The sequence below is a fragment of the Pseudorhodoplanes sinuspersici genome (genome assembly GCF_002119765.1).
Lineage (GTDB): Bacteria > Pseudomonadota > Alphaproteobacteria > Rhizobiales > Xanthobacteraceae > Pseudorhodoplanes > Pseudorhodoplanes sinuspersici.
In genome coordinates, this window is the sequence record NZ_CP021112.1 from 2,905,783 (window position 1) to 2,930,265 (window position 24,483).

27 protein-coding genes and 1 tRNA gene are annotated in these 24,483 nt (G+C 60.5%); 17 read left to right on the forward strand and 11 right to left on the reverse strand.

Annotated elements, in window-relative coordinates; translation table 11 throughout:
• Nucleotides 1–39 precede the first annotated feature (39 nt).
• On the forward strand, nt 40–651 hold the full coding sequence (locus tag CAK95_RS14015; RefSeq protein WP_086088469.1) for a LysE family translocator: 612 nt from the start codon (nt 40–42) through the stop codon (nt 649–651).
• A 9-nt stretch (nt 652–660) separates the two neighbouring features.
• Here CAK95_RS14015 and CAK95_RS14020 read toward each other — a convergent pair whose 3' ends face one another.
• A complete protein-coding gene (locus tag CAK95_RS14020; RefSeq protein ID WP_086088470.1) occupies nt 661–1,587 on the reverse strand; it encodes a LysR family transcriptional regulator in 927 nt (308 codons plus the stop codon).
• A 140-nt stretch (nt 1,588–1,727) separates the two neighbouring features.
• Here CAK95_RS14020 and CAK95_RS14025 point away from each other — a divergent pair, with 140 nt between their 5' ends.
• The 3 genes from CAK95_RS14025 (at nt 1,728) to CAK95_RS14035 (ending at nt 4,780) form a co-directional block, all read left to right on the forward strand.
• On the forward strand, nt 1,728–2,885 hold the full coding sequence (locus tag CAK95_RS14025; RefSeq protein ID WP_086088471.1) for an FAD-dependent monooxygenase: 1,158 nt from the start codon (nt 1,728–1,730) through the stop codon (nt 2,883–2,885).
• Between the two features lie 2 nt (nt 2,886–2,887).
• Complete coding sequence (locus tag CAK95_RS14030) at nt 2,888–3,706, forward strand: alpha/beta fold hydrolase (protein WP_086088472.1); 819 nt, start codon at nt 2,888–2,890, stop codon at nt 3,704–3,706.
• A gap of 105 nt (nt 3,707–3,811) precedes the next feature.
• Nucleotides 3,812–4,780 (forward strand): Bug family tripartite tricarboxylate transporter substrate binding protein, encoded by a 969-nt coding sequence (locus tag CAK95_RS14035; protein WP_086088473.1) that lies wholly within the window; start codon nt 3,812–3,814, stop codon nt 4,778–4,780.
• A gap of 60 nt (nt 4,781–4,840) precedes the next feature.
• Here the strand turns inward: CAK95_RS14035 and CAK95_RS14040 are convergent, their stop codons facing one another.
• Together CAK95_RS14040 and CAK95_RS14045 are read right to left on the reverse strand one after the other, a co-directional pair.
• Complete coding sequence (locus CAK95_RS14040) at nt 4,841–5,113, reverse strand: DUF2798 domain-containing protein (RefSeq protein WP_086088474.1); 273 nt, start codon at nt 5,111–5,113, stop codon at nt 4,841–4,843.
• A gap of 213 nt (nt 5,114–5,326) precedes the next feature.
• Nucleotides 5,327–6,916, reverse strand: coding sequence for an adenylate/guanylate cyclase domain-containing protein (locus CAK95_RS14045; RefSeq protein WP_086088475.1), 1,590 nt, complete (start codon nt 6,914–6,916; stop codon nt 5,327–5,329).
• Between the two features lie 191 nt (nt 6,917–7,107).
• On the opposite strand from CAK95_RS14045, the gene pncB reads away from it, so the two are divergent.
• The 8 genes from pncB to CAK95_RS14085 all read left to right on the forward strand — a co-directional run bounded on the left by pncB (nt 7,108) and on the right by CAK95_RS14085 (nt 13,870).
• Entirely contained in the window at nt 7,108–8,415 is a 1,308-nt protein-coding gene (pncB, locus tag CAK95_RS14050; protein WP_086088476.1) for a nicotinate phosphoribosyltransferase, read from the forward strand.
• 113 nt (nt 8,416–8,528) lie between these two features.
• The gene (locus tag CAK95_RS14055; RefSeq protein WP_086088477.1) at nt 8,529–8,981 is read left to right on the forward strand and encodes a hypothetical protein; all 453 of its coding nucleotides are present in this window, start codon (nt 8,529–8,531) and stop codon (nt 8,979–8,981) included.
• 200 nt (nt 8,982–9,181) lie between these two features.
• Complete coding sequence (locus CAK95_RS14060) at nt 9,182–10,414, forward strand: hypothetical protein (protein WP_086088478.1); 1,233 nt, start codon at nt 9,182–9,184, stop codon at nt 10,412–10,414.
• Nucleotides 10,415–10,506: 92 nt separating this feature from the next.
• On the forward strand, nt 10,507–10,800 hold the full coding sequence (locus CAK95_RS14065) for a DUF1330 domain-containing protein (protein ID WP_086088479.1): 294 nt from the start codon (nt 10,507–10,509) through the stop codon (nt 10,798–10,800).
• Between the two features lie 721 nt (nt 10,801–11,521).
• The gene (locus CAK95_RS14070) at nt 11,522–11,938 is read left to right on the forward strand and encodes a hypothetical protein (RefSeq protein ID WP_086088480.1); all 417 of its coding nucleotides are present in this window, start codon (nt 11,522–11,524) and stop codon (nt 11,936–11,938) included.
• A 111-nt stretch (nt 11,939–12,049) separates the two neighbouring features.
• Nucleotides 12,050–12,481, forward strand: a complete 432-nt coding sequence (locus CAK95_RS14075; protein ID WP_245303761.1) for a superinfection exclusion B family protein — start codon at nt 12,050–12,052, stop codon at nt 12,479–12,481.
• Between the two features lie 6 nt (nt 12,482–12,487).
• Nucleotides 12,488–12,883 (forward strand): acyl-CoA thioesterase, encoded by a 396-nt coding sequence (locus CAK95_RS14080; protein WP_086088481.1) that lies wholly within the window; start codon nt 12,488–12,490, stop codon nt 12,881–12,883.
• A gap of 96 nt (nt 12,884–12,979) precedes the next feature.
• On the forward strand, nt 12,980–13,870 hold the full coding sequence (locus CAK95_RS14085) for a diacylglycerol/lipid kinase family protein (RefSeq protein ID WP_086088482.1): 891 nt from the start codon (nt 12,980–12,982) through the stop codon (nt 13,868–13,870).
• Here CAK95_RS14085 and CAK95_RS14090 read toward each other — a convergent pair whose 3' ends face one another.
• Together CAK95_RS14090 and CAK95_RS14095 are read right to left on the reverse strand one after the other, a co-directional pair.
• Nucleotides 13,871–14,530 (reverse strand): UdgX family uracil-DNA binding protein, encoded by a 660-nt coding sequence (locus tag CAK95_RS14090; RefSeq protein WP_086088483.1) that lies wholly within the window; start codon nt 14,528–14,530, stop codon nt 13,871–13,873. It abuts the gene before it with no gap.
• A 62-nt stretch (nt 14,531–14,592) separates the two neighbouring features.
• Nucleotides 14,593–15,189, reverse strand: coding sequence for a hypothetical protein (locus CAK95_RS14095; RefSeq protein ID WP_086088484.1), 597 nt, complete (start codon nt 15,187–15,189; stop codon nt 14,593–14,595).
• A 70-nt stretch (nt 15,190–15,259) separates the two neighbouring features.
• On the opposite strand from CAK95_RS14095, the gene CAK95_RS14100 reads away from it, so the two are divergent.
• The 3 genes from CAK95_RS14100 (at nt 15,260) to CAK95_RS14110 (ending at nt 17,611) form a co-directional block, all read left to right on the forward strand.
• Nucleotides 15,260–15,661 (forward strand): DUF4112 domain-containing protein, encoded by a 402-nt coding sequence (locus CAK95_RS14100; RefSeq protein ID WP_086088485.1) that lies wholly within the window; start codon nt 15,260–15,262, stop codon nt 15,659–15,661.
• 52 nt (nt 15,662–15,713) lie between these two features.
• Nucleotides 15,714–16,679: an amidohydrolase family protein gene (locus CAK95_RS14105; protein ID WP_086088486.1), complete on the forward strand. Its 966-nt coding sequence runs from the start codon at nt 15,714–15,716 to the stop codon at nt 16,677–16,679.
• A 719-nt stretch (nt 16,680–17,398) separates the two neighbouring features.
• Complete coding sequence (locus CAK95_RS14110) at nt 17,399–17,611, forward strand: hypothetical protein (protein WP_086088487.1); 213 nt, start codon at nt 17,399–17,401, stop codon at nt 17,609–17,611.
• A gap of 104 nt (nt 17,612–17,715) precedes the next feature.
• Here the strand turns inward: CAK95_RS14110 and CAK95_RS14115 are convergent, their stop codons facing one another.
• The gene (locus CAK95_RS14115) at nt 17,716–19,053 is read right to left on the reverse strand and encodes a dicarboxylate/amino acid:cation symporter (protein WP_086088488.1); all 1,338 of its coding nucleotides are present in this window, start codon (nt 19,051–19,053) and stop codon (nt 17,716–17,718) included.
• Nucleotides 19,054–19,922: 869 nt separating this feature from the next.
• Here CAK95_RS14115 and CAK95_RS14125 point away from each other — a divergent pair.
• Both CAK95_RS14125 and CAK95_RS14130 read left to right on the forward strand, forming a co-directional pair.
• The gene (locus tag CAK95_RS14125; protein ID WP_086088490.1) at nt 19,923–20,543 is read left to right on the forward strand and encodes a transglycosylase SLT domain-containing protein; all 621 of its coding nucleotides are present in this window, start codon (nt 19,923–19,925) and stop codon (nt 20,541–20,543) included.
• 182 nt (nt 20,544–20,725) lie between these two features.
• Nucleotides 20,726–20,801 (forward strand) — tRNA-Ile (locus CAK95_RS14130).
• Between the two features lie 14 nt (nt 20,802–20,815).
• Here CAK95_RS14130 and CAK95_RS14135 read toward each other — a convergent pair.
• From CAK95_RS14135 to CAK95_RS14155, 5 genes are all read right to left on the reverse strand, one after another.
• Nucleotides 20,816–22,006, reverse strand: coding sequence for a tyrosine-type recombinase/integrase (locus CAK95_RS14135; protein ID WP_086088491.1), 1,191 nt, complete (start codon nt 22,004–22,006; stop codon nt 20,816–20,818).
• An 814-nt stretch (nt 22,007–22,820) separates the two neighbouring features.
• Entirely contained in the window at nt 22,821–23,120 is a 300-nt protein-coding gene (locus tag CAK95_RS14140; RefSeq protein WP_086088492.1) for a hypothetical protein, read from the reverse strand.
• A gap of 184 nt (nt 23,121–23,304) precedes the next feature.
• Nucleotides 23,305–23,463 (reverse strand): hypothetical protein, encoded by a 159-nt coding sequence (locus CAK95_RS14145; RefSeq protein ID WP_245303941.1) that lies wholly within the window; start codon nt 23,461–23,463, stop codon nt 23,305–23,307.
• A gap of 99 nt (nt 23,464–23,562) precedes the next feature.
• Complete coding sequence (locus tag CAK95_RS29225; RefSeq protein WP_342588012.1) at nt 23,563–23,811, reverse strand: recombinase family protein; 249 nt, start codon at nt 23,809–23,811, stop codon at nt 23,563–23,565.
• Nucleotides 23,812–23,878: 67 nt separating this feature from the next.
• Nucleotides 23,879–24,349 carry a MarR family winged helix-turn-helix transcriptional regulator gene (locus tag CAK95_RS14155; protein WP_086088495.1) on the reverse strand — a complete coding sequence of 157 codons (471 nt, stop codon included), beginning with the start codon at nt 24,347–24,349 and terminating at the stop codon, nt 23,879–23,881.
• Nucleotides 24,350–24,483: the final 134 nt, after the last annotated feature.

Consider the following 24,483-nt stretch of genomic DNA (forward strand, 5'->3'; position numbering starts at 1 on the left):
TCGGTATGCAAACTTTGCGAGAGGAAATGAGGGCTCGTCATGACGCTTGAATTCCTGCTCATCACCCTGATCATCGTGGCATCGCCCGGCACCGGCGTCGTCTATACGCTGGCCGCCGGGCTGTCGCGCGGTGGTCGCGCCAGCGTGCTGGCCGCGTTCGCCTGCACGCTCGGAATCGTGCCGCATCTCATCGCGGCGATGATGGGCCTGGCTGCCGTGTTGCACACCAGCGCGCTCGCCTACGACATCGTCAAATATGCCGGCGTCGCCTATCTCCTCTGGATGGCCTGGCAGTCGCTGCGCGAGCACGGCGTGCTGCGTGTCGAGAAGACGCCGGATGCGCGCTCCGCCTGGCGTGTCGTGATCGATGGCATTCTCGTCAACATTCTCAATCCGAAACTGTCGATCTTCTTCGTGGCCTTCCTGCCGCAATTCATCGCCGCTGATGAAGCGCATCCCTTGCTGCGCATGCTGGAATTGTCCGGGGTGTTCATGGCGATGACCTTCGTGGTCTTCGCCATTTACGGCTTGTTCGCCGCGGCCATGCGCGAGCATGTCGTCTCGCGGCCGGCGGTGATGACGTGGATGCGGCGCACCTTTGCCGCCGCCTTCGTTGCGCTCGGCGCGCGGCTGGCATTGCAGGAGCGATAGCCGCTTCGTTCACCTCGCTGTTACGTTCTTTTTGGCCACCTTCGGCGGCACAGTCATCGCCACTCTGATGAAGTTCTTCACCAGCATCAGGTCCTGGTCGGTGCGGTGGACGAGGTACAGCGGCAGGCGCGGCAGCATGTTGGCCGCGAGCGGGCGATAGACCACGGCTTCCTGATGCAGCGTCTGCATCGATGCCGGCACGAAGGACAGTCCCGCTCCGGCCGCCACCAGATTGATCGATGCCATCATGCGATGAACCTCATGCGTGACGCGTGGCATGAATCCGCCTTTGGCCAGCGAAGCAATCAGCCAGTCATAGATGCCAACGCCATCCCGACGGCGATATAGCACGAAGCCCTCTCCGTTGAGCATCTTCAGCGTCACCGGCTGTTTCGGCTTGTGCGCCAAGGCATGGTCGCGCGGAATGGCCAGCACCATCTCCTCATCGACCAACACCGCACGCGTCAGGCCCGGAAGATCGCGCGGCGCAAAGCGCATGAAGCCGGCATCGAGTTCACGCTGTTGCAGCCGCAGGATCAATTCGTAGGTCTCGCGCTCCTCCACCTCGACCTTTGCGAGCGGATAAGCATTGTTGAAGGCGCCGAGGATGCGCGGTGCGATCGGATGCATCGAGGCAGAACTGGTGAAGCCGACGGTCAGCAGGCCCTGTTCGCCGCGGTCGAAGCGGCGCACTTTTTCCATCGCCTCTTTCGCGCTCTGCAGGATCTGCCGCGCATCGTTCAGAAATTCCCTGCCGGCATTGCTGAGCACGATGCGCTTGGGTGCGCGTTCGAACAATTGCACCTTCAGCTCGGCTTCCAGCGCACGGATCTGCTGGCCGAGCGGCGGTTGCTGGATGCCGAGGCGCTGCGCCGCCTTGGTGATGCTGCCGCTTTCCGCAACGGCCACGAAGTAGCGAAGATGCCGAAGTTCCATGGTATCTATAAAGTTCCAAAGTTGTACTAAAAGAATATTTTACATTCTTTTCCTGCGAGGCCAACCTCCCGGCGAATTCACAGCGAGCGGCCCGTGAGAGCCGCCAAATGAAGTGACGCTTTGAGGGAGATGCAGCGCCAATGACGAAACCGCTTTCGATCGCCATCGTCGGAGCCGGAATGGGAGGCCTCGCCGCCGCCGCGACTTTGCGGCAGGTCGGGATCGACGTTCAGGTTTACGAACAGGCGCGGCAGTTCGCGCGCATCGGCGCCGGCATCCAGATGCTGCCGAATTCGTCGCGCGTGCTGCGCCACATCGGCATCGAGCAGAAGCTGCGCAAGACCGCATTCGAGCCCTATTCGCATCTCAACCGCGTCTGGGACACCGGCGAAGTGAAGCGCGAATTGCCGATGCCGGAAAGCCTGTTCGGCGCGCCGTTCCTGTGCATGCATCGCGGCGATTTGCACGAGGCGCTGCTTGCAAATATCCCGCAGGAAATCGTTCACCTGAACAAGAAGCTGGTCGGCCTCGATCAGCGTAACGGGAAGGTGACGCTCTCTTTCGCCGATGGCACGACCGCGCAGGCGGACGCGGCGATCGGTGCCGATGGCGTGCATTCGCTGGTGCGCGAGATCATCGTCGGGCCGGATGCGCCGATCCACAAAGGGCGCATCGCCTATCGCGCGGTGTTCGACACCAAGCTGATGGGCGGCAAGACCATCGCCCCATCGCGCGCGAAATGGTGGGGGCCGGATCGCCACATCGTCATCTATTATACGCGGGCCGATCGCAGCGAGGTCTATTTCGTCACCTCCGTTCCCGAGCCGGCAAACTGGATCACCAAGGAATCCTGGTCGGCCAAGGGTGACGTCAAGGAATTGCGCGCCGCCTATGAAGGCTTCCATCCGGAAGTGATGTCGGTTCTCAATGCCTGCCCGGATTGCCACAAATGGGCGATCCTCGAGCGCGAACCGTTGCCGAAATGGAGCGATGGCCGTGTCGCGCTGCTCGGCGATGCCTGCCATCCGATGACGCCGTATATGGCGCAAGGCGCCGCGACCTCGATCGAGGATGCGGCCGTTCTCGCCCGCTGCCTTGCCGCGGTGGAAAGCGATGATGTCGAGCGCGCCTTCAAAATGTATGAAGCAACGCGCAAGCCGCGCACCTCGCGCATCCAGGCGATCTCCAGCGCCAACACCTGGATGTCCGGCGGTGAGGAAGATACGTCATGGCTCTACGGTTACGACGCCATGAATGTGCCGTTGGTCGAGCCGGCCCGGCAAGCGGTTGCGGTCTGAGCATGCTGGCGCAAGGACTGAACTTTGCGACGACGCGCGACGGGGCGCGTCTCGCCTATCGCCGTCACGGCACGGCCGGCAAGCCGCGCATCGTACTGATCCACTCGCTGGCGCTGGACGGCAGCGTGTGGGATGGCGTGGTCGCGCGGTTGAAGGACAAGGCTGATCTCCTTGTCTACGATTGCCGCGGCCATGGCGCCTCGGATCGGAAGGCGGGCGATTACACGCCACGGCTCTTTGCCGACGATCTTGCTGTTCTGATGGATCATGTCGGCTGGCGCGATGCGGTGGTCGCGGGCTGCTCGATGGGCGGCTGCGTGGCGCAGGCCTTTGCCGGTGCTTACCCTGAACGCACGCAAGGCCTCGCGCTGATCGACACGACCGCCTGGTATGGCGAGAAGGCGCCGGCCGAATGGCGGCAGCGCGCGGAAACGGCGCGCGCGAAGGGCCTGCAAAGTCTCGCGGAATTCCAGACCACGCGCTGGTTCACCGATGCGTTTCGCGAAGCCAATCCGGATGTGCTCGAAAAATACATCGGCATCTTCGTTGCCAACGATCCTGATTGTTACGTTGCGTCCTGCATCATGCTGGGCGATGCCGATCTGCGTTCGCTGATGGCGGGTTACAAGATGCCGGTGTCCGTCATCGTCGGTGAGGAGGATTACGCAACGCCGGTTGCCGCTGCGCAAGCATTGCAGCAAGGCATTACGGGTGCGACGTTGAAGATCCTGAAAGGGCGGCACATCACGCCGGTCGAGCTGCCGGGCGACATTGCCGATGAACTGCAAACGCTCGCGGCGCGCGCTTACGGGAAAGCCTGAAGGAGTTTGAACGAACGGTCAGACAGGCCGCTGACGAATGGACGCGAGGCGGTGTCGTCTCACGTCCATAAACGACCAACAAAAGATAAAATCCGGGAGGACATCATGAAAGGTTTGAGGGCGGCAGGCCTTGCCTGCCTCTGGTTTGCTGCATCGTTATCGGGTGCCGCTGCGACGGATTGGCCGACACGGCCGGTCAAGATCGTCGTGCCGTTCGGCGCAGGCGGACAGTCGGACATCGTCGCGCGCCTGTTTGCGCAGGTGCTGAGCGAGCATTTCAAACAGCAATTCTATGTTGAGAATCTGAGTGGCGGCGGCACGACCCTGGGGTCGAAGGCGGTGGCACGTGCCGATCCCGATGGCTATACGCTGATGATCTCCGGTATGAGCACGCACGTTCTGGCGCCGGCCATCCACAAGAATATCGGCTTCGATCCGATCAAGGATTTCACGCATATCGCCTATATCGGCGGATCGCCGAGCGCGTTCGTGGTTCATCCCTCCACGGGGCTGAAGTCGTTTGAGGACTTCATGAGCTGGGTGAAGGCGACGCCTGAAGGCGTGCAATATGTGTCGCCGGGCACCGGATCGGGCGGCAATTCCGTCGCCGAATACTTTGCCTCCAAGGCCGGCATCAAGCTCGTGCATGTGCCGCATCGCGGCGGCAACACGGCGGTGAGCGATCTTCTCGCCGGGCATGTGAAGATGGGCAGTCTCACCTGGTCGACGGCGCGCGAGCATGTCAGCGCCGGCACATTGCTGCCGATCGCCGTATCGTCCGGCGATCGCGTTCCGGACTTTCCGGCTGTCCCGACCTTCAAGGACAGGGGCTATCCGGATGTCGTCACGACCGTCTGGCTGTCGCTGTCCGGTCCGCGCGGCATGCCCGACGACATCGTCGCCAAGCTCAATGAGCAGATGAACAAGGCGCTGACAGTGCCGGCGGTCAAGAAGCATCTCGAGCAGGATGCCTTCGACATCCGGCCGATGTCGGCAGCCGAAGTCACCAAACTGATGCAGAGCGAATACGACAAGTGGGTGCCGGCGATGCGCAAGGCATTGAACATCAACTGAACGCTGAAAGGGGCGGCAAACGTCAGGGGCTCTGTGCGGCCCCTGCACGTTTGCTTGCCATCAACGCGCCGGCTTTTGCGTTTCCACCACCAGCGCCACGATGCGCCGCACGAGCGGCAGGACAACAAGCAGCGTCGGGAAGGCGACAAGCCACGACAGACCCCAGGCCATCAGCCAGGTCCGTGCAAAGGCCGGCGACAATCCAAGGCTTTTCAGTGTCGAGATCGCCGAGACGATAAAGGTCATCAGCACCGACAGCACCAGCGGCATCATGATATTGGCGTAGCGCGCGGGCAGTTTCTTGCGCCCGCAAAGTAACGTCAGAAGGATCATCAGAGACTCGTTCCGATATGGTCCTTCGGTCACGTCGATGCATTCTCGCCGAAGAGATCCGGCGTGATGCCCGGCGCGAAGGACCGGGTTGGAATGCGTTGCCTGACGTGAGACGCTTACGGCGCCCGCTGAAACGCGGCGCGATGGCGGTCACATAGACGCGTGGGCCCGGTTTGGCAAGTGGCGTGATGCAGCGCGTGTCGACGCAACGCGTTACGCCGCTCCCGCCGTTCTCGTCTTCTCATTCAGCGCCGCCAATGCATTCTCGAGCAGGCGTCGCGTGCGCGCGGCGGCGACGGGGTCGATGACGTCGAGATCGAGAAACAGTTCGATGCCGGTCGCGTGTTCGCTGATCACGTGCTTGCGTTGCCGCAGATCCTGCAGCAGGCCGTCCACCGCATAGGGCACGACCTCGCGGCTGATGCCCTTCATGGTGATCAGATCGAGCGGATGCGCGCGCACGACTTCGCGCACCAGCGCATAGGTTTCGTATGACATCACGATGCCGCCCGGCTCGGCGATGGTCTGCAACCGCGCGGCAAGGTTCGCTTCGGCGCCGATGATCGTGTAGTCCATGCGGTCTTCGCTGCCGAAATTACCGACATTGCAATAGCCGGTATTGATGCCCATGCGGGCCCGGAACGGCTGTTCGATGCCGCGCCGCCGCCACTCGTTGTTGAGTTCGGCGAGGCGCGTCTGCATCTCCACCGCCATTTCGAGGCACGCCCGTGCGTCTTCGGCGGCGCCCTTGGTCTCGGGATCGCCGAAGAACAGCAGCATCGCATCGCCGATGAATTTGTCGACGGTCGCGCCATGCTTCAGTGCGATCGCCGACATCTCGGTGAAATACTCGTTCAGCAGCGCCGTCAGGTCTTCCGGCTGCAGCCGTTCGGTGGTGGCGGTGAAATCCTTGATGTCGGAGAAGAAGATCGTCAGCCGCTTCCTTTCGGTCGCGATCTGCACGTCGCGCTGGCCCGAGAAGATGCTCTTGTAGATCTGCGGCGAGATATATTTGGCGATCTTCATCGACACGGTGGCGAGAAAGTCGTTGGCCTCGGTCAATTCCTGGTTCACGCCGCGGATCTGTTTGGTCTGCTTGCGCTGCAGCCCAAGGAACGTCACGCCGACAGCGCCGACCGCGGCGAAATACGCCATCAGATATTTGAACGCGAAAATATTGTCGCCGATCGGCTGATGGATGGTGATCTCCTGGATGCCGCGCACGTCGCCGACTTTCCAGTCCTTCTTCGGCGATTCCGGGTGCTTGTTGTGGCAGTTCACGCAGGCCTGGCCCATGAACACCGGCGTCGCGAGCCGGATCGCGCGATCGAAGATATCGCCGGTCACCTTGATCTGCGGCGTCTTCGGGTCGGCGCGCAGCGCCTTGATCGCGCCCATCTCGAAATCGTCCAGCGTGTGCGAGCCGCGCCCGGCGAAGGGATAATCCGACACGAAACGGTATTGCACGGCATCGTTGCGCGCCGAGATCTGCTTGCCGAGCTCGATCGACAGCGTCGCGGGGATCGGGATGCCGCCATCCACGTCCTTATAATTATGCGTCGGCACTGCGACATTGCGCGACAGCACGCGGCCGACCACGTCACTCGCATAGAAATTGCGCATGTCGTTGATGACGCGGCTGATGTCGTCGGACTGGCGGGCGAGGAGCCGGTCGGACAGGGCACGCATGTCGAGCCAGGCGGCGATCGGCAGGCCGGCCAGCAGCACCAGCACGAGGACGATCACCAGCGGGCCATAGCTGCGCGCTTTGGCGGCGGGTTTCAGTTCAAATGGTTCGGTCATGGAAAGCTTGAGGTTATCTCTTTTTCGGTCCCCCGGAGGCGACGGACTATAGCAGATGCTGCGAAAAAGGATGTGACGGAGAGGGGCGGTCCACGCTTGGTCGGGGCGGCGGGGTTCGATATGGTGCCGCCGCGCCGGCCCAGGCGGCGCCTCCGTCCTTTGGACATCGAGCGGCAAGGCACTGAATTCTTATGACGACGCAGACGGATATCGCCAAGCGGGTCTACGACCACACCTGGAAGCTCGACCCGATCATCCGCAGCCTGCTCGATACCGATTTCTACAAGCTCTTGATGCTGCAGATGATCAAGGGCCTGTATCCGGACGTCGACGCCACCTTCACCCTCGTCAACCGCACGATGAATATCCGCCTCGCCGACGAGATCGACGAGACGGAGCTGCGCGAGCAGCTCGACCATGCCCGCACCGTGCGGCTCTCGAAAAAGGAGATGATCTGGCTCGCCGGCAACACCTTCTATGGCCGCCGCCAGATCTTCGGCCCGGACTTCCTGCGCTTCCTCGAAGACTTCCAGCTCCCCGAATATGAGCTGCGCAAGGAGGACGGCCAGTACATCCTCAACTTCGCCGGCCCCTGGACCCACACGACGATGTGGGAAATCCCCGCCCTCGCCATCGTCAACGAGCTGCGCTCGCGCGCCGCGCTCCGCGGCTGGGGCCGCTTCGAGCTCGACGTGCTCTATGCGCGGGCCAAGGCCAAGCTGTGGTCGAAGGTGGAGCGGCTCGCCGCGCTCCCCGACCTGAAGATTTCCGATTTCGGCACCCGCCGCCGGCACAGCTTTCTCTGGCAGCGCTGGTGCGTCGAGGCGCTGAAGGAAGGCCTCGGCGATGCGCTGATCGGCACCAGCAATGTGCTGCTCGCCATGGACAACGATCTCGAAGCGATCGGCACCAACGCGCATGAACTGCCGATGGTGCTCGGCGCGCTGGCCAGGACCGACGACGAACTCCGCGAAGCGCCCTATCGCGTGCTGCAGGACTGGCAGAAATATTACGGCGGCAATCTTCTCGTGGTGCTGCCGGATGCGTTCGGCACCGCCTCGTTCCTGCGCGATGCGCCGGACTGGGTGGCGGACTGGACCGGCTTTCGCCCCGATTCCGCCCCGCCGATCGAAGGCGGCGAACAGATCATCAACTGGTGGCGCGCCAAGGGAAAAGACCCGCACGACAAGCTGCTGGTCTTCTCCGATGCGCTCGACGTCGACACCATCGAACAGACCTATCGCCATTTCGAAGGCCGCGTGCGCATGAGCTTTGGCTGGGGCACCAATCTCACCAACGATTTCCGCGATTGCGCGCCCAAACCGAATGCGGCGCTGAAGGCGATCTCGCTGGTCTGCAAGGTCTCGGAAGCCAACGGCCGCCCGGCCGCCAAGCTTGCCGACAATCTCAACAAGGCGACCGGCCATCCCGACACCATCGCGCATTATCTGCGCGTGTTCGGCAACGAGGGCGTCGGCAAGCGCGAGGTGGTGATTTAAAGCGTTTTGGAGTGAACTGGTTTGCGCGCCTGAAACCGGCGAAGGCTTAGAAAGTTCTATGGTGTCAATGTCGGGGACCGCCTGAACGGACGTGCGTAAAAAAGGAGCAGTTCATGATCGGCAATCATATGCGGGCCATTGCTCTCACCGTCGCCTGCATCACCACAAGCATCTCTACAGCGCCGTCCGCCAGGGCGGCGTCTTTCGATGGCAACTGGAGCGTTGTTGCGCAGACGCCGGACCATTGCGGCACCACCCGCTGGATGGTGTCGATCGTCGGCGGCCAGGTCTTTCATCCTTATGTCGTCTTTGTCGGCGGCTGGCCGGCGACCCTGAATGGCCGGGTGTCGCCTTCGGGCCGCATCACCATCCAGGCGGTGGCGGGCCCGCGCGTTGCGACCGGCACCGGGCGGATGGCACGAAACCGGGGCCAGGGCCGCTGGGCCGGGCAGGGTCCGTCCGGCACCTGCGCCGGCGTGTGGACCGCGACGCGGCTCGCTCAGCCGGTCGCGCCGCCGTTCTATTATACGGGATTTAATGTGCCGCCGGGATCTGTGCGGCGGTAGGGGTGATTGGATTGCGACGTGTGACGCGCGCTCTGAAAGGGGCGCGTCATGCATTTATAACGTCGAGTAGAAAGTGAATTGCTCTTCGTCTGCGAGGCTAATGACTGCGTTGCGGCAAAACTGTCTTGGCCAAGCTTATTTAACGCCTACGTTGATTTTGCTAAATAGTCAGTCGATTGCTTTAAGCAGGCTCTGATTCGATGCCATTCTTTACAGTTTCAGGCAGTAGAACCCTTTTTTCCAGTGAAATACTTGCTGAGAAAATTAAAAGCGGAAAGCGCCTCATTCAAGAGGCCGTAGATGGCGTCGACCGTGACTCGTTGCTTGCGACGCCGATAAACGACCTAGTCAGTTTCGTGGAGCGGCAGTTGGTCCTTCGGCCTATCGAGCTTAACGAGGCGCATGCCTACCAATCAGATCCTGTGGAAGTGTTCTCATGGATTGATGACTACGGGCAAAGGATTAGTGCAAAGGGCTTTCAATACGAAATAAGAATTCCATACGAAGGCAATCTCATTCTTTTTGAGTATCGTCCTAGCGCATATGTGTCGCAACCAATAATGGGTGACACAACCAAGGAAGAGTTAATTATTCGAATTGGCTGCGCTGGCGAGCCTCGTGAAGTAGTCATTGACGCGATAAAAGAAAAAATTTCAGACGTGAAGAAGACGCTAAAAGCGCAGGCCGATGATATTTGTCCGTATAACGAATTTGTAGCTCAAAGGGCGCGTGAGCTGATAGATGCCCGAAAGGCGGAAATTTTGGCGGCTAGATCGATCGCGGCGTCAGTTGGAATTCCGCTTATCCGACGTGATACCGATCCAATGACCTACGTCGCAAATGTATCGAGAAATGTTACCCCAAAAATAGAACGGCCTCGGCAGGTGCCTGGTCAATATATTCCTGAGCCAACTCTCGATATGCAAGAGTATGAGCACATCCTTGCTGTCATTCAGGATATGACTTTGGTTATGGAGAGAAGCCCAAGCGCCTTTGAGCGATTGCCAGAAGAAACGTTGCGTGATTTCTATCTTGTCACCTTAAACAGTCACTATCGCGGTAGTGCGACTGGAGAGACCTTCAACGCATCTGGTAAAACGGATATACTAATTCGCGTCGACAACAAGAATATTTTCGTCGCCGAGTGCAAATTTTGGAGCGGGGAAAAATCGCTATTGTCCGCGATTGACCAATTGCTTGGTTATCTCAGTTGGAGGGATACGAAGGCCGCTTTGTTGATATTCAATAGAAACAAGATCTTTTCAAGCGTTCTAAGTTCTATTGTCGAGGCCCTGCCCGAACATGCTGACATCAAATCTGGGCCAACCGCTTTGAATGAGACGACATTTCGGTGCGTCTTTGGCAATCCGAAAGATCACAATCGTGAGATAGTTTTGACCGTGCTGGCGTTTGATGTGCCGAAGGCCGGTTAGTTGCAAAGTTATAGGCGCATCGCAGTATGCGGGGTCTCGCTTGCGACTGTCGTTCCGGTTAAAGAGACTATCCGAAACTAAGAGAGACGGAAATGCCAAAGGCCTACTGGGTATCGATCTACAAAAAAATCAATGACGAGGCGAAGGTTGCGGCCTATGCGAAGCTGGCTGGTCCCGCTTTGACCGGAGCGGGCGGCAAGTTTCTGGCGCGCGGGATGCCGGCGCAGATTTACGAGCAGGGCATCCAGCAGCGCACGGTGCTGCTCGAGTTCGAGTCCGTTGAAGCCGCGAAGGCTGCCCATGACAGCCCGGCTTATGCCGAAGCGCTGCGCGCGCTGGGCGATGGCTGCGATCGCGAAATCCGCATCATTGAAGCTGTGGAATAGGGGCGGCTCCGCGCGGGCAGTTTTGCCGTCGTCCGCTCATTCCCGCACTCGGGTCAGGCTTCGCCGGCCCGAGCACAGGCTCCGGCGGGAATCCAGACTCAAACAACGAGAGCGGTTAGCAAGACTGGATCCCCGCCTTCGCGGGGATGAGCGGAGTGAGGTGTCGTCGCCAAATTTCCTCTTGACTTTCTTCCCAATCTAGGATTTATTTCCTTTCATCCCGTCCCGCTGAAGGGGCGTTTCATGAGCGTCGTGAGACGCGGGGCGGGATGCGGTGGCTGGAGAGTGGGACGACGTAACCCGCGCTGCAGCCGGTTCAAGCCTTCGTTCCGTCGGGCGTGGCCGCCCGGCAAGGAATACGGTGGAGGATTGTCCACCGGGGATGAAGGAGCAGACCGTCACACACCGCGCGCGGAACGCCGAAGCTTTTCGGCGGTTCGTGGTGCTACCAATCTCATGCGCTTTCACACTTTGCGCATGGGGCCGCGGGCAGGCTGAGAGCCCGGCGTTCCGCGCGCCCTTCATTCTTGAAGGGCATGAAGCGGCGGTTGGGACTTCGGGCGCGCCCGCGCCGGCAAAAAAACAGGGCCGATTTCGCACGTCTGCTTGTCTGTCCACACCGCTTTCGCGCGGCTCCACTCCATAAAAATCACCCATCCGCATTCACGCTCGCGCGATCAATGGTCCCTATCATCGCGCCATGCCGAACCGGACCCGCCCCATGGCCAGATCTGCCGCGCGCAAACCCGCCAAAACCGCATCCGAGCCGCCGCCGGACGGCCCGCTCTGGAAGCTCGAAAGCAGCCATGCCCGGGTGATCTCGCGCGGGCGGTTTGCCGCGCGGATGGGGCTCGCGGCTGCGGTCTGGGGCGCCTTGATGCTGATCAGCCTCGCCATCGGCATGGCGGGCTATGGCTTTTTCGAGAGCATGAGGCCGATCGACGGCTTTGTGAACACGTCGATGGTGCTGTCCGGCATGGGGCCGGTGGAGGACAGCCGGACCTTCGGCGGCAAGATCTTCTCCGGCGCGTTCGCCGTCTTCTCCGGCTTCGTCATCATCATCGGCGCCAGCGTCATCCTCGTTCCCATCTTCCATCGCGTGTTGCATCGTTTCCATATGGAAGAATCGGGGAGCTGACGGTGCCCGGCCGCATTTCGCTTCGCGTTCTGCGGATCATAAAAGTCATGCGGGTTCACGCTGGCGCGCTGAATATGGCCTATCATCGCGCAGCCGAATCGGATCCGCCGCATGGCCAAATCCCCCGTCAGCAAATCCACCAAAAAGTCATCCGGCGGTGCCGCCTCCGGCCCGTCGCCCGAGGGTCCGCTCTGGGTGCTGGAGCGGCGCACCCACAAGGTGATCTCGCGTCATCGCTTTGCCGCACGCATGGGGCTGGCGATCCTGTTATGGGGCGTGCTCACCATCGTCGGTCTCGGCATCGGCATGGCCGGCTATGCGCATTTCGAGAACATGTCGTGGACCGATGCCTATGTGAATGCGGCGATGATCCTGTCCGGCATGGGGCCGGTCAGCGATCTGAAAACGCAGGCGGGCAAGATCTTCGCGGGCTCCTATGCGATCTTCTCCGGTCTCATCATCGTCATTGCCACAGGCTTCATCCTTGCGCCGGTCTTCCATCGTGTGCTGCATAGTTTCCATGTGGAATCGGGAAAGGACTGAGTTGACATGACGGAGCCAAAGCCGCGCGGCACTCTCACCGTGCGCGTCATCGCCATGCCGGCGGACACCAATGCCAATGGCGATATTTTCGGCGGCTGGGTGCTGTCGCGCATGGACCAGGCCGGCGGCATCGCCGCGGTCGAGCGCGCCCGCGGCCGCGCCGTGACCATCGCCATCCAGGCGATGACCTTTCACCGGCCGGTGCGGGTCGGCGATGTGCTGGAGGTCTATACCGAGGTGACCAAGGTCGGCCGCACCTCGATGGTGATCGAGATCGAGGCGATCGCGGTGCGCTTCAAGACCCGCCATCGCGAGAAGGTGACGGACGGCACCTTCACCTTTGTCGCCATCGACGATGACGGAAAGCCGCGCCCGATCCCGCAGGATACGATCACGGCGTGAACCAAACCTGCGTCGATGCATTACACTTCCCGTCATTCCGGGGCGCGCTGAAAGCGCGAACCCGGAATCCAGAGCAACGGCGGGACAGGGACGCGGATGGGCGACACACTGGTTCTTCTGAATGCGCGCGCCGGCACGCTGATCGATGCCGGCCCGGAGCGCGTGCGCGACGGACTGGTCGAGGCGCTCGACGGGCGCTGCTCGCGCAGCGATATCCGCCTGCTCAAGCCGCGCGACCTGATCGCGGAGATCCAGCGTGCGGCGACGAGCGATTATTCCACTATCGTGGTCGGCGGCGGCGACGGCTCGGTCAGTTGCGCGGCGCGCGCGCTCGCCCATAGCGGCAAGACGCTCGGCGTGCTGCCGTTCGGCACCATCAATCTTCTGGCGCGCGATCTCAACATGCCGGCCAATGTGCATGAGGCGGTGCAGGCTTTGGGCGATGCCACGCCGCGCGTGATCGATCTCGCCCGCCTGAACGGGCGGGTGTTTCATTCGCTGTCGGGCCTTGGTTTCTTCAGCCAGATGGCGCGCGCGCGCGAGGAGGTGCGGGGCACGCCGTTCGGCCGCCTGATCGGTGTCGGCATCGCCGCCTTCCGCGCGCTGTCGCGGACCTATCCGTTCACGCTCGATATCCGCACCGATCATCATCGCGAGCATGTCAAGGCGCTGGCGGTGCTGGTCACCAACAATCGCTTCAATCCGGACTGGCATCGTCCCGTTCTGGATGAAGGAACGCTCGAGTTGCACATCGCCGAACATGCGGGTGCGTTGAGCAAGCTGAAAGCCAGCGCCAATCTGCTCACCGGCGCATGGCGCAACGATGACGACACCGACGGCATCCGCAGTATCGTTGCCCGCCATGTCGTGATCGGCCGCGCCCGTAAGCGCGCCTTCGCCGCCACCGACGGCGAATTGCAGCGCGAGACAATTCCGCTGCGTTACGAGATCATGCCGAAGGCGCTGCGCGTGTTGTCGATAGGATAATCAAGCACGGATCGCCGGCGCCAGGTCGCCGATGCGTTTGAGGTCCTTGAGGAAGGCGCGATAGGCCAGTTGCCGGCTCTCCTCGTCCGGCGCCCGCAACAGCGACGAGGGATGCACGGTGATGAAGCCCTTGTGCTGCGGAAACGAAAACGGCCCGCGCATTTTCGTCACGGCAACGGCCTGCAGCGCCAGCGCCTGCGCGGCGGTCGCGCCGAGCGCCACCACGAGATCGGGTTTGATGGCGGCGAGTTCACCCTCCAGCCAGAAGCGGCAGGCGCGCACTTCGCCGGCATTCGGCCGCTTGTGCAGACGGCGCTTGCCGCGCGGCTCAAATTTGAAATGCTTCACCGCGTTGGTGACATAAGCGCGCGAGCGATCGAGCCCGGCTTCCTCCATCGCCTTGTCGAACATGCGGCCGGCGGGTCCGACGAACGGCTTGCCGGCGAGGTCTTCCTGATCGCCCGGCTGCTCGCCGACGAAGACCACGGGCGCGTTGCGCGGCCCTTCGCCGAACACGGTCTGCGTCGCATTCCGGTAGAGCGGGCAGCGGGTGCAGTGTTCGGCCTCCTGGCGCATGGCGGTAAGGCTGCCGGTGGCGTGACCGGTTTCGTCATTGCGACCTTGTCTTGCAAGCACATCCGGTTGCGCCACGGTCCTCATCTTGATCCCGCCTTTGAACGCGTCATGACGGGATAAGAGCCATGGTGTCGCGGCAGTTCCGTTCACGGCAGCAGATCGTCGGGCACGTGATCGGGCGAATAATCGCCTGGCCGGTTCCTGTTCCAGACGCGCCAGCCGGCATAGACAAAGCCGCCGCTGGTAAAGGCGATGCCGAACGTCTCGAACGAGGGCTTCCAAAGGATCAGAAACGCCGGCAATGCGCCAAACAGCAGCGCTCCCGCGAGCATCGCCGTCGAGACGATCATGTAGCGCGTCTCGCTCAATCCACCATTGAAACCGATGCGGTTGCGATCATGCATCGGGATTCGTCGGTGAAAATCGCGGATGAAATCGATGTAATGTTGCCGCTGGTCCGCATCGGCGCGGCCATGGCTATCGCCGCTGAAGATCGTGAGCTTGCGATAATTGCCGAACCTGACGGTGCAGATGCCGATGGGGATGTCGTCGCCTCGCACGAAAGTCGTCTGCAGGCGGATCGACCGGATTTCGCGGAAAGCGATCGTCCGGGTTTCGCGCTCGGAGGTGAAGGTGACGCCGGCAGCATCCAGCCGGACGCTGCGCGTGTCGATGGACCAAGACATCCCGGTGTCGCCATCGACGAAATAGAGTGGATATTCGGCAGGTTGCGCGGGTTCCATCCTATCAGTCTACGCGCCCGGTGGTTCCTGTTAATCTTGTATTCCGCTCGGCCATGCCCATGTTTTCGCTATGTCCACAACCTATGCTTCCACCCTTCACGGCAGGTTCGCGCGCTCGCCAAGCCGCGCGCAGCGGCTTGCGCGTCTCGATCGGCTGGCGACGCTGCTCGACACGGCGTTCGTGATTCCGTTCACGAAAATCCGCTTCGGTGTCGACGGCCTGTTCGGCCTTGCGCCGGTGGTGGGCGATGTCGTCACCACGGGTCTTGCGCTCTACATCGTCTATGAAGCGCACAAGCTCGGGGCGCCGAGGCATGTGCTGGCGCGCATGATCGGCAATGTCGCGCTCGACGGCCTGATCGGCGCGGTGCCGGTCGCTGGCGACGTGTTCGACGTGATCTGGCGCGCCAACAAGCGCAACGTCCGCATCCTGCGCGAGCATCTAGATCGCGAGGCGCAAAAGGGGCGGTAAACCCTAAAGCCCTGTGCTACACAAACCCCCGCAATATCCTTTGGGGGAATTCATGCTCAAGAAGCCTGCCTGTCCGGTGATCGCCATCGAGGAGCATTACTGGGACAAGGAATTATCCGACACCTATCAGGGCATCGGCCGCGCCACCCAGGCGGAAGAACAGACGCGGCGCATGCTCGATCTCGGCGAGCTGCGCATCCGCGAGATGGATGAAGCCGGCATCGATGTGCAGGTGCTCTCGCATGGCTCACCGTCGACGCAATTGCTCACCGGCCCTGAGGGCATCGCGCTGACCAAGCGCGTCAATGACCGGCTTGCCGAAGCCATCGCCAGACATCCCACCCGCTTTGCCGGCTTCTGTGCGCTGCCGACATCCGACCCGGAGGCCGCCGCGGCCGAGCTCGAACGCTGTGTCAAGAACGGCTTCAAGGGTGCGATGATCCACGGTCTCGCCAATGGTGTGTGGATGGATGACGTGCGCCTGCGTCCGATTTTCGCGCAAGCCGAAAAACTCGACGTGCCGATCTATCTGCATCCGTCGGTGCCAATGCAGCCGGTGATGGATGCCTATTACAAGGATTACATCAAGGACTTCCCGATGGTGATCCGCGCCGCCTGGGGCTTCACCGTCGAGACGGCGACGATCGCGATCCGCATGATCCTGTCCGGCATGTTTCAGGAACATCCGAAACTGAAGATCATTCTCGGCCATCTCGGCGAAACGCTGCCGTTCCTTCTGTGGCGCATCGATCATGCGCTGGCACGGCCGGGACAGAAACAGCTGAACTTCCGCGACGTCTTCTGCAAAAACTTCTATGTCACCACCAGCGGCTTCTTCTCCAATCCGGCGTTGCTCTGCACGGTGATGGAATTGGGTGTCGATCGCATCCTGTTCGCTGTGGACTGGCCGTTCGTCGCCAACACCCCCGGCACGCAATGGGTCGACACCATCCCGCTGTCGGATGAGGACAAGATCAAGATCCTCAGCGGCAACGCCAAGACGCTGTTGAAGATGTAAGACGCGCTCCGCCTTCATCTTCAAGCACAAGTCGGCTACCGCCGACTTGTGTGGATCGCGTCTCGAAGAAAGAGGCCGGGCACGATGCTCTCCCAAGCCCTCGCCCTTCGAGACGCATGCTGCGCATGGTTCCTCGGGGTGAGGGCTTGAACTCACGGCACGTCGTCATCTCCTCCGCATCGCTTTCCCTTCGAGATGCTCGATCTGTCGCGCCACGCGCCGCTACGGCGTGCCTCATTATGGCTGCATTTCAAGGCCCGATTTCGCTGGTAAAACACGGTTTTTGGGTCTATACGGCTGTGCGGACCGGGCGTGACAGTGATCGCGGTTTTGGGCGCCGCCTCGGCCATCTTGGTCCATCGAAATTGGTCCATTGAAATTTGCCCAGCGGGACATCGATCCTCACGGCTTTCGATGATCATCGTGATCGCATGTGTGCCACGGCGGCAAAATCCATGTGCGTGGCACAAGGATTCTGAATGACCTCAAAAGGTCGAAGTTCTGATCTTCAATTCGGGGATAACCGGGGACCACATTGATCGGCTTATTAGATCCATCATCGCTGCAATATTTGCATCCGATGTCCTGCCGCTGATCCGGCATGATGAAGCGCGGAGCGACTTGCTTAGCGACTCGGTCGGCGCGTCGACGCGTTGAAATCAACAAGAAACTCGGCCGTCAGGATCAACTGGAGCGGACGGCCGCAAACGGAGCTGCACATGACTGACCGCACGCATCAATTCAAAGTCGATGAATGGGTGGATATTCTCCCGTCGACCTTGCGTTCAGCCGCGCCCGGACGATATCGCATCGTTCGCCTCATTCCCTGTGATGCTGAAGATCCCCGCTATTGCATTCGCAGCCCGCAAGAAAAGCACGATCGCGTGGTGCCTGAGCGCGATCTGCGCCGCATCGAAGACGTGGTTGCTTAAAGCAAACGATCGCCAAACGATCTTTCTCTGAAGCGACGCACCTCAACCAGCCAATCGAAACGCGCGGTGCGCAATGTCCTGGCATTGCGCACCGCGCGCCATGTTTAAGCGCGCACGTGTTCCAGCTCTTCGCCAAGCTGAATCGGATGCGCCATGGTTTCGTGCAGCTTGTCCTTGTCGAGTTCGCCTTCCGACCGGCTGATGACGATGGTGGCGACGCCATTGCCGATCAGATTGGTCAGCGCGCGGCATTCGCTCATGAATTTGTCGATGCCGACAAGGATGGCGAGCGACTGGATCGGAATATCCGGCACGATGGCGAGTGTCGCCGCCAAGGTGATGAAGCCGGCGCCGGTAACGCCGGATGCGCCTTTCGAGGTGATCATAGCGACGCCGAGAATGCCCAGTTCCTGCCAGATCGTCAGTGGCGTGTTGGTCGCCTGCGCCAGAAACAGGATCGACAGCGTCATATAGATGTTGGTGCCGTCGAGATTGAAGCTGTAGCCGGTCGGGATGACGAGACCGACCACGGACCGCGATGCGCCGAGACGCTCCATCTTCTGGATCATCTGCGGCAAAACGGACTCCGATGACGATGTGCCGAGCACGATCAGCAATTCATCCTTGATATAGGCGATGAAGCGGATGATCGAGAAACCGGCCAGGCGCGCAACGCCGCCGAGCACGATCAGGACAAACAGCACGCTCGTCAGATAGAAGGTGCCGATCAGCGCCGCCAAATTCCACAACGAGCCGATGCCATAGGCGCCGATGGTGAACGCCATGGCACCGAACGCGCCGATCGGCGCAGCGCGCACGATGATGCGGATCACGCCGAAGAACACTTTCGCGGCCAGGTCGATCGCATGGGTGATCGGCTCGCCGGCCTTGCCCATGAAGGCGATGGCGAAACCCGACAGGATCGACACCAGCAGCACCTGCAAAAGATCGCCGCGCGCCAGCGCCCCGAAATAGCTTTCGGGAATGATTGCTATCAGATGCGCGACGATGCCTTGCTCTTGTGCCTGGGTGACGTAGGTCGCGATTGAATTCGGATCGATCGTCGCGGGATCGATATTGAATCCGGCACCTGGCTGCAGCGTGCGGCCGACGAGAAGGCCGATGGCCAGCGCGATGGTGGAGATGACCTCGAAATAGATCAGCGATTTGATGCCGACGCGGCCGACCCGCTTGAGATCGCCCATCGACGAAATGCCATGCACGACGGTGCAGAAGATCACCGGAGCGATCATCATCTTGATCAGCGCGATGAAGCCGTCGCCGAGTGGCTTCAGCGCCTTGCCGAGATCCGGATAGAGATAGCCGATGAGGATGCCAAGCGCGATGGCCGCGAGAACCTGGATATAGAGGATCGTGTACCAGGGGCGATGGCGCTTGATCGGGATGGGTGTTGCGACTGTCGAGATCACATCTTCGGCCATTGGATGATCCTTCGTTGCAACGCCTGACCGGGCGCCACGCCGCGGACAATCCGCGCCCTAAATAATGTCGGCCGGCGACCTTTCAGCGATGTGAATATGGAAGGCGGCATTGCATCGATGCAGAGCGCAAAACAGCAACCGAAATCAAAATGGGCAATTTCGGGCTTGACAATTCGCCACCTGAACCTGTCGAGGGGCGTGTCCTGGGACGCCATGAGACGCGGGATCAGGGCGGCGCCTGCGGGCGGGGCGGCGCAGCAAACCGACACGGCCAATGCCGGGCGACGAGGACGAGGATGACGATGGCGATCCTTATACGCTTCCGCGCGATATCTGGCGCACATGGATGGATGCCAGGAACGCGTGGTCGAGTTGTCATCGCCACGCTTGCAAACGCGAACGGGCCTGCCGCGGACGTGAGGTGCAATGCGTCGATGAATTGCCGTCGCCCAAGTGGCGCGGCAAGTCCGGAAAAAATTGAGCGCGACAACGCGCGAAACGCGGCGATCTTTCGGCGCACGTTGCGCGAGCGCGAGCTGGAACTGGAGCAGCAAGAAAGAGCCCGGAACGCCGAAGCGGCACCGCAGCCGAAAGCCCGCAGGCAGCGTCGGCCGAGACGCTGATGCGCGCGCATTGAGGCGGTTTGTGCCGGTATTAAAACCTGTGACGGGACGTGGGCGAGCCACCACATTCTCGCCGTATCCTGTCTTACCTCCAGGTCATCACGCCCGCCTGAATGGCTTGGCATGACTTACGGGTTTTGGGGCGGAAATTGTCACAAACCGTGACTTCATGCGGCGGAACGTGCCGCACCGTCGCCTCAATCAACAGTGAGCAGGAAAATATCCATAACGACGACTGGAGCTCAGATGGCTCGTTTCAGCACCTTTGGCTTTTCCACATTATCTATTGGCTTCATCGCCGCCGCTCTCGTTTCCGGCTCTGCACATGCGCAGGAAGGCGGCGCCTATTCCGGGTTGGTCTCAAGTCATGCCGCTGCGCATGGTCTGCCGCCCGCGCTCGTTCATCGCGTGATCATGCGCGAGAGCCGTTACAATCCGCGTGCCGTCTCGAAGGGCAATTACGGCATGATGCAAATCCGCCTCGGCACCGCGCGCGCGATGGGCTATCGCGGCGATGCCGCCGGATTGCTCGATCCGAACGTCAACATGACTTACGCCGTGAAATATCTCGCCGGCGCTTATCGCGCCGCCGGCGGCAATCATGATCGCGCGGTCGCGCTTTATGCGCGCGGCTATCACGATGTCGCCAAGCGCCAGGGTACGACAGCGGTGGCGCTTGCGGGCGGTGCTGCTGCGCCGGTCGCGATCCCGGCCGCTGCGGCGGGTGCGCCGGTGCCGGTCTTGCAGCCGCAAGCACGGCAGGCGCGGAATGCCGTTTACAATGAAGTCGCCTCTAGCGCGCGACGCCGCGGCAGCGATCCAGCGACGATGGTCACCACCGCGCGCGACCAGCAAGCGTTCTGGTAGGCCCCTGCGTTTTGGGAGACGGAGGGCGAGGGGATCTTGAGGCAGAGGATCCTGGGGCAGCCGATCTTTGGGCCAGAGAAATCCCGGGGCAGGGTTGATCCTGTCCCGGATTTTTTGCCGATCCGCCATTTGCGCCGACGCCCGGCATTGCTATGAGTGCGGGCCCCCGCCGGGACCCGGACGGGCCCGTAGCTCAATGGTTAGAGCCGGCCGCTCATAACGGTCTGGTTGCAGGTTCGAGTCCTGCCGGGCCCACCAGCAAAATCAATTAGTTACGCTCCGGGTTTTTGTTGGTTCATCCTCTCGGCCAATCGAACGACCAATCGATCGTTCTTGATTGGTCTCCCTTCTATTGCCGCTATGGCTCCGCTCATGAAGTCGGGGTGATGATGGCCGTAGGTCTCGCGCAACGTCTTCTCGCTCATTCCTAAGAAGCCGGCAGCCTCCCACATTGGAGCGCCGTTCTGCATCAACCAGGTTGCGGCCGTGTGCCGTAGCGTGTGCGGCGATGCGTGTTCGATCCTCGCCAGCTTCACTGCTGTCTTGAAGGAGGTCTTCACGGACTTTACCGGCTTGCCGTTCCACTCGACGAAGTGATTGACGGCGATGCCCTTGCGCACCCAGCGGCGCATATGCGCAAGAAGCCTTGGCGGAATTGGTGCGGGTGGCTGGCGCTTGTTCGTTTCCTTCTTGCCCTGTGGAAGGCGATAAAAAACGCCGCGGTCAAGATCCACAAATGACCGCCCGTCTCCCTTGATGGGCGAAGCACTGGCAATCGTAGCGGCGCGGTTACCCATGCGCAGACCGATTATGATAAACCGCGCAAGGTGACGCAACGGGCGCTTGTCGGTCTCGACTTTCTGTCCTTTCCTCGGGCCGCGGTGAATGGTCTGAATCTCGCGATGCCGCCAGCATGTCCACAACAGGTGCGCAGCTTCGCTCCGCTCAAACCATCGATCTCGTGCCTCACCCTTTGCGGGCAGCGCTACCTTAACATTCTCGCGGTGATAGCCTTCGCTTTGGTGGTGACGGATTGCTGCACGGAAGTCCTCAAGGTCTCGCCTCGAACCTCCTTCGTTGCCCCGTTTTTTCGCATAGTCCCGGCAATAATCGCCGTTTACCTGATCCAGCGTGTCGTTGCCGCAATGGTCATTAAGCCGGCCGATGCGCTTGGCCAGCTTGGTGTTGACTCCATCCGGATCTTTGAAATCGAGATAGATTGAAAGAACGTCCGCGATCTTGATCTGATCTAATGGGCGCTCTTTTCGTTTTGGTTTGTATTTGGCCGCGATGTAGGCGGCGAGCTTCTGTTGCGCGCGTTCAGTTTCGCCCGCAAAGCATCCTGTGGCGTGATGCTTTCGGTCGTCGATGATGATCCAGGTCCCGCGCTTGATGACTTTTCCCGCTTTGTTTCGGCGAGGCTTCCGCCACCAGAGCCGGACACCTTTGCTGACAGTTGGCATAAACGCCTCATTTCCGCGATGGCCGCTAGGGTGGTGTAATCTTTGCCTGCTGTCTGCTCGATGACAAGCCGGCCCTTGCCTGCCTCCCGGCGCAAGCCACTGGCAGTCATGGAGCCATCAGGATAGGCCAAGGCCGCCGCGACTTTCAATCGCAGCGGTGCGTTGGGGTCAATGTTTTCTGGCAGCTTCCCGTAGGTCATAGTCTACCTGAACTCCTGCATCGATCAAATCCCAGCGATCTGCTCCTCGTTAGAGCGGGACGTTTTAGAAGGCGCACTACTGCGCTGATAATCGTCGATGAACTGTAGGCCGGCGATAACGTCATCGATTGTTGTCGGTGCAGTCTTGAATGCTTTCCGATATCCTGCGGCGAATTCGCCGGACAAGCGCTCTGCGGATCATCACTGAGCCATTTGCCAGAGTTGGCTTGTGTTTGGGCAAGGAAGTCACCACGGAACTGTTTGCGCTTGCAGATTGACGCGGCCGATTGGAAATCGAATTTCTTGATACGTCAATGTAACAGACATCGTCCGTAATCGATGGCCAGAGACCACGTTCGCAAATGATCGCAAATTGACGAAACGCTCGCGCGCAAAAATACTTGCGTCTTGCAGAATGGAGATGGCTACGGACAGAAGCGAAAAGATTACAATCGTCTGGTTCTAGGTTTCGACCCCCGACGTCATCGATTGGAAAAAAGACTGAGCGCCGGCTGTGCCCGATCTTCTCCTGCGACGACCCATGATCAGCCGGAGGCACGGCAGTTGCTCCAACTCTGGTTCTATGCCGTCGAAGTGAGCCGTGCTTCAGCTGTTTAGTACTGGCGGATGGCAAGCACCGATTGCCCAGCCGCCCTCGTAGACAGTCTGTTGCGCACGAGCATCAGACTACGAATCTGGGGGGTCAGAAGTTCGAATCTCTTCGGGCGCGCCATTTGCGTACAAAACTGCGAACCCCAAGGCCCGATTTTTGCGGCGCCCGCGACGACCTGTTCGAGGGTCGCTTTATCGCCGATGATCCGGATGGCGTGATCGTCGACCGCGATCCGATCTACGACAGACTGGCTGTCGGCCTTGCGGAACGGGATCTCACCGCTGGGGATGTTTTCGTGCATGACCCGCCCGAACCGGGCAAGCGCTTCCGGGTCAATGGTGATTGACGATGCGGTAGGCCTGACACGATCGAGTGCAGCCTGGGCCCGCTCACGGTCAAACTTGAGTTCGGAAATCCTCGCCCTAAGGATATCGTCCTAGTCCGTCAGGCCATCCTCAACCATTTTATAGAGCCGCTTCAGCTCTTCATCGGCCTCGACGACCTCGGCACGCCGAAAGACGATCGACTTCGGCCGCCTTTTCTGCACGCTGGGTGGCGGCGGTGACAAGGATGGCCGACAGTCGTTCCGGATTGAACAAGCGATCAGCCAGATGCTCGACCACAAGATTGTCGAGCCGGTCCATCGGGATAAACCGCCCTTTGCACGCAGTCTTTCCCTGTCGCATGCAGGTCGAGCACGTGTAGTATTTGTGCACTTTGCCAGTCTTGGATGTGCCGGTCCGCTATGTCATCACGCCGCCGCAGGTTGCGCAGGTGGCGAGCCCCGTCAAGGATCGGGCCGGTGACGACCCGCGGGCTGTAACGCGCGGATCACGGGCTTTGAGAGTGGCCTGAACTGCATCGAATTCCTCCGGTGCGATAATGACCCGTACCTCGACCACGATGTGTTCGCTCACTGGCTTCTGCCGAAGCGTCTTGGAGCAACGTCGATTGAAAATCCAGGAGCCGACATAAACCGTGTTCGTCAGTATGCAGTGAACACTGGCGACGCCGAACCGCGAGCCTCGGCGCGTGCGATATCCGAGCGCGGTCCATCAACTAACGCAGTATGACTTTCTTTAGCAGGTCGGTCAGCGTGTCGTGCTCGGCCGCGCTGAGCGGAGAAAAGGTCTCCTTCGATATCTCTCGTATCGTCACTATGGCTTCATCGGCGATTCGCCGTCCCTCATCCGTCAGATCGATGGCGACGCGGCGGCTATCCAGCGGATCTTCACAGCTCTTGATCAGCCCGTGCGTTCGTAATCGATGGATGACGCCGGTGATCGTGGCCGAATCGTAATGGATCAACCTTCCGAGATAATTCTGCGAACACGGTCCGACCTCCCGCAGCTTAGCCAATGTTGAGAATTGTGGAGGCGTGAGATTCTCAATCATTTTCGATGTGAAGATCGTGGTGTGCGTGCGAAGCGCGACGCGCAACAAGAATCCCGGCTGATCATCAAGAGAGTATGAAGTGGCCGTCTCCTTTGATTTCTTGGTGGCTGGGTGTGACGGTTTGGCCTGCGGCATGAAATTCCTTCATTGATGAACGCAGAATGCAGTGCGGCGTTGTTGCAGGAGCAACCTACGAACTCGGAACTACACAGAATTTGAGCGATATGTATCGCGGATCTGAGCTGCTTGCTACATCCCGGCGTGTTGAA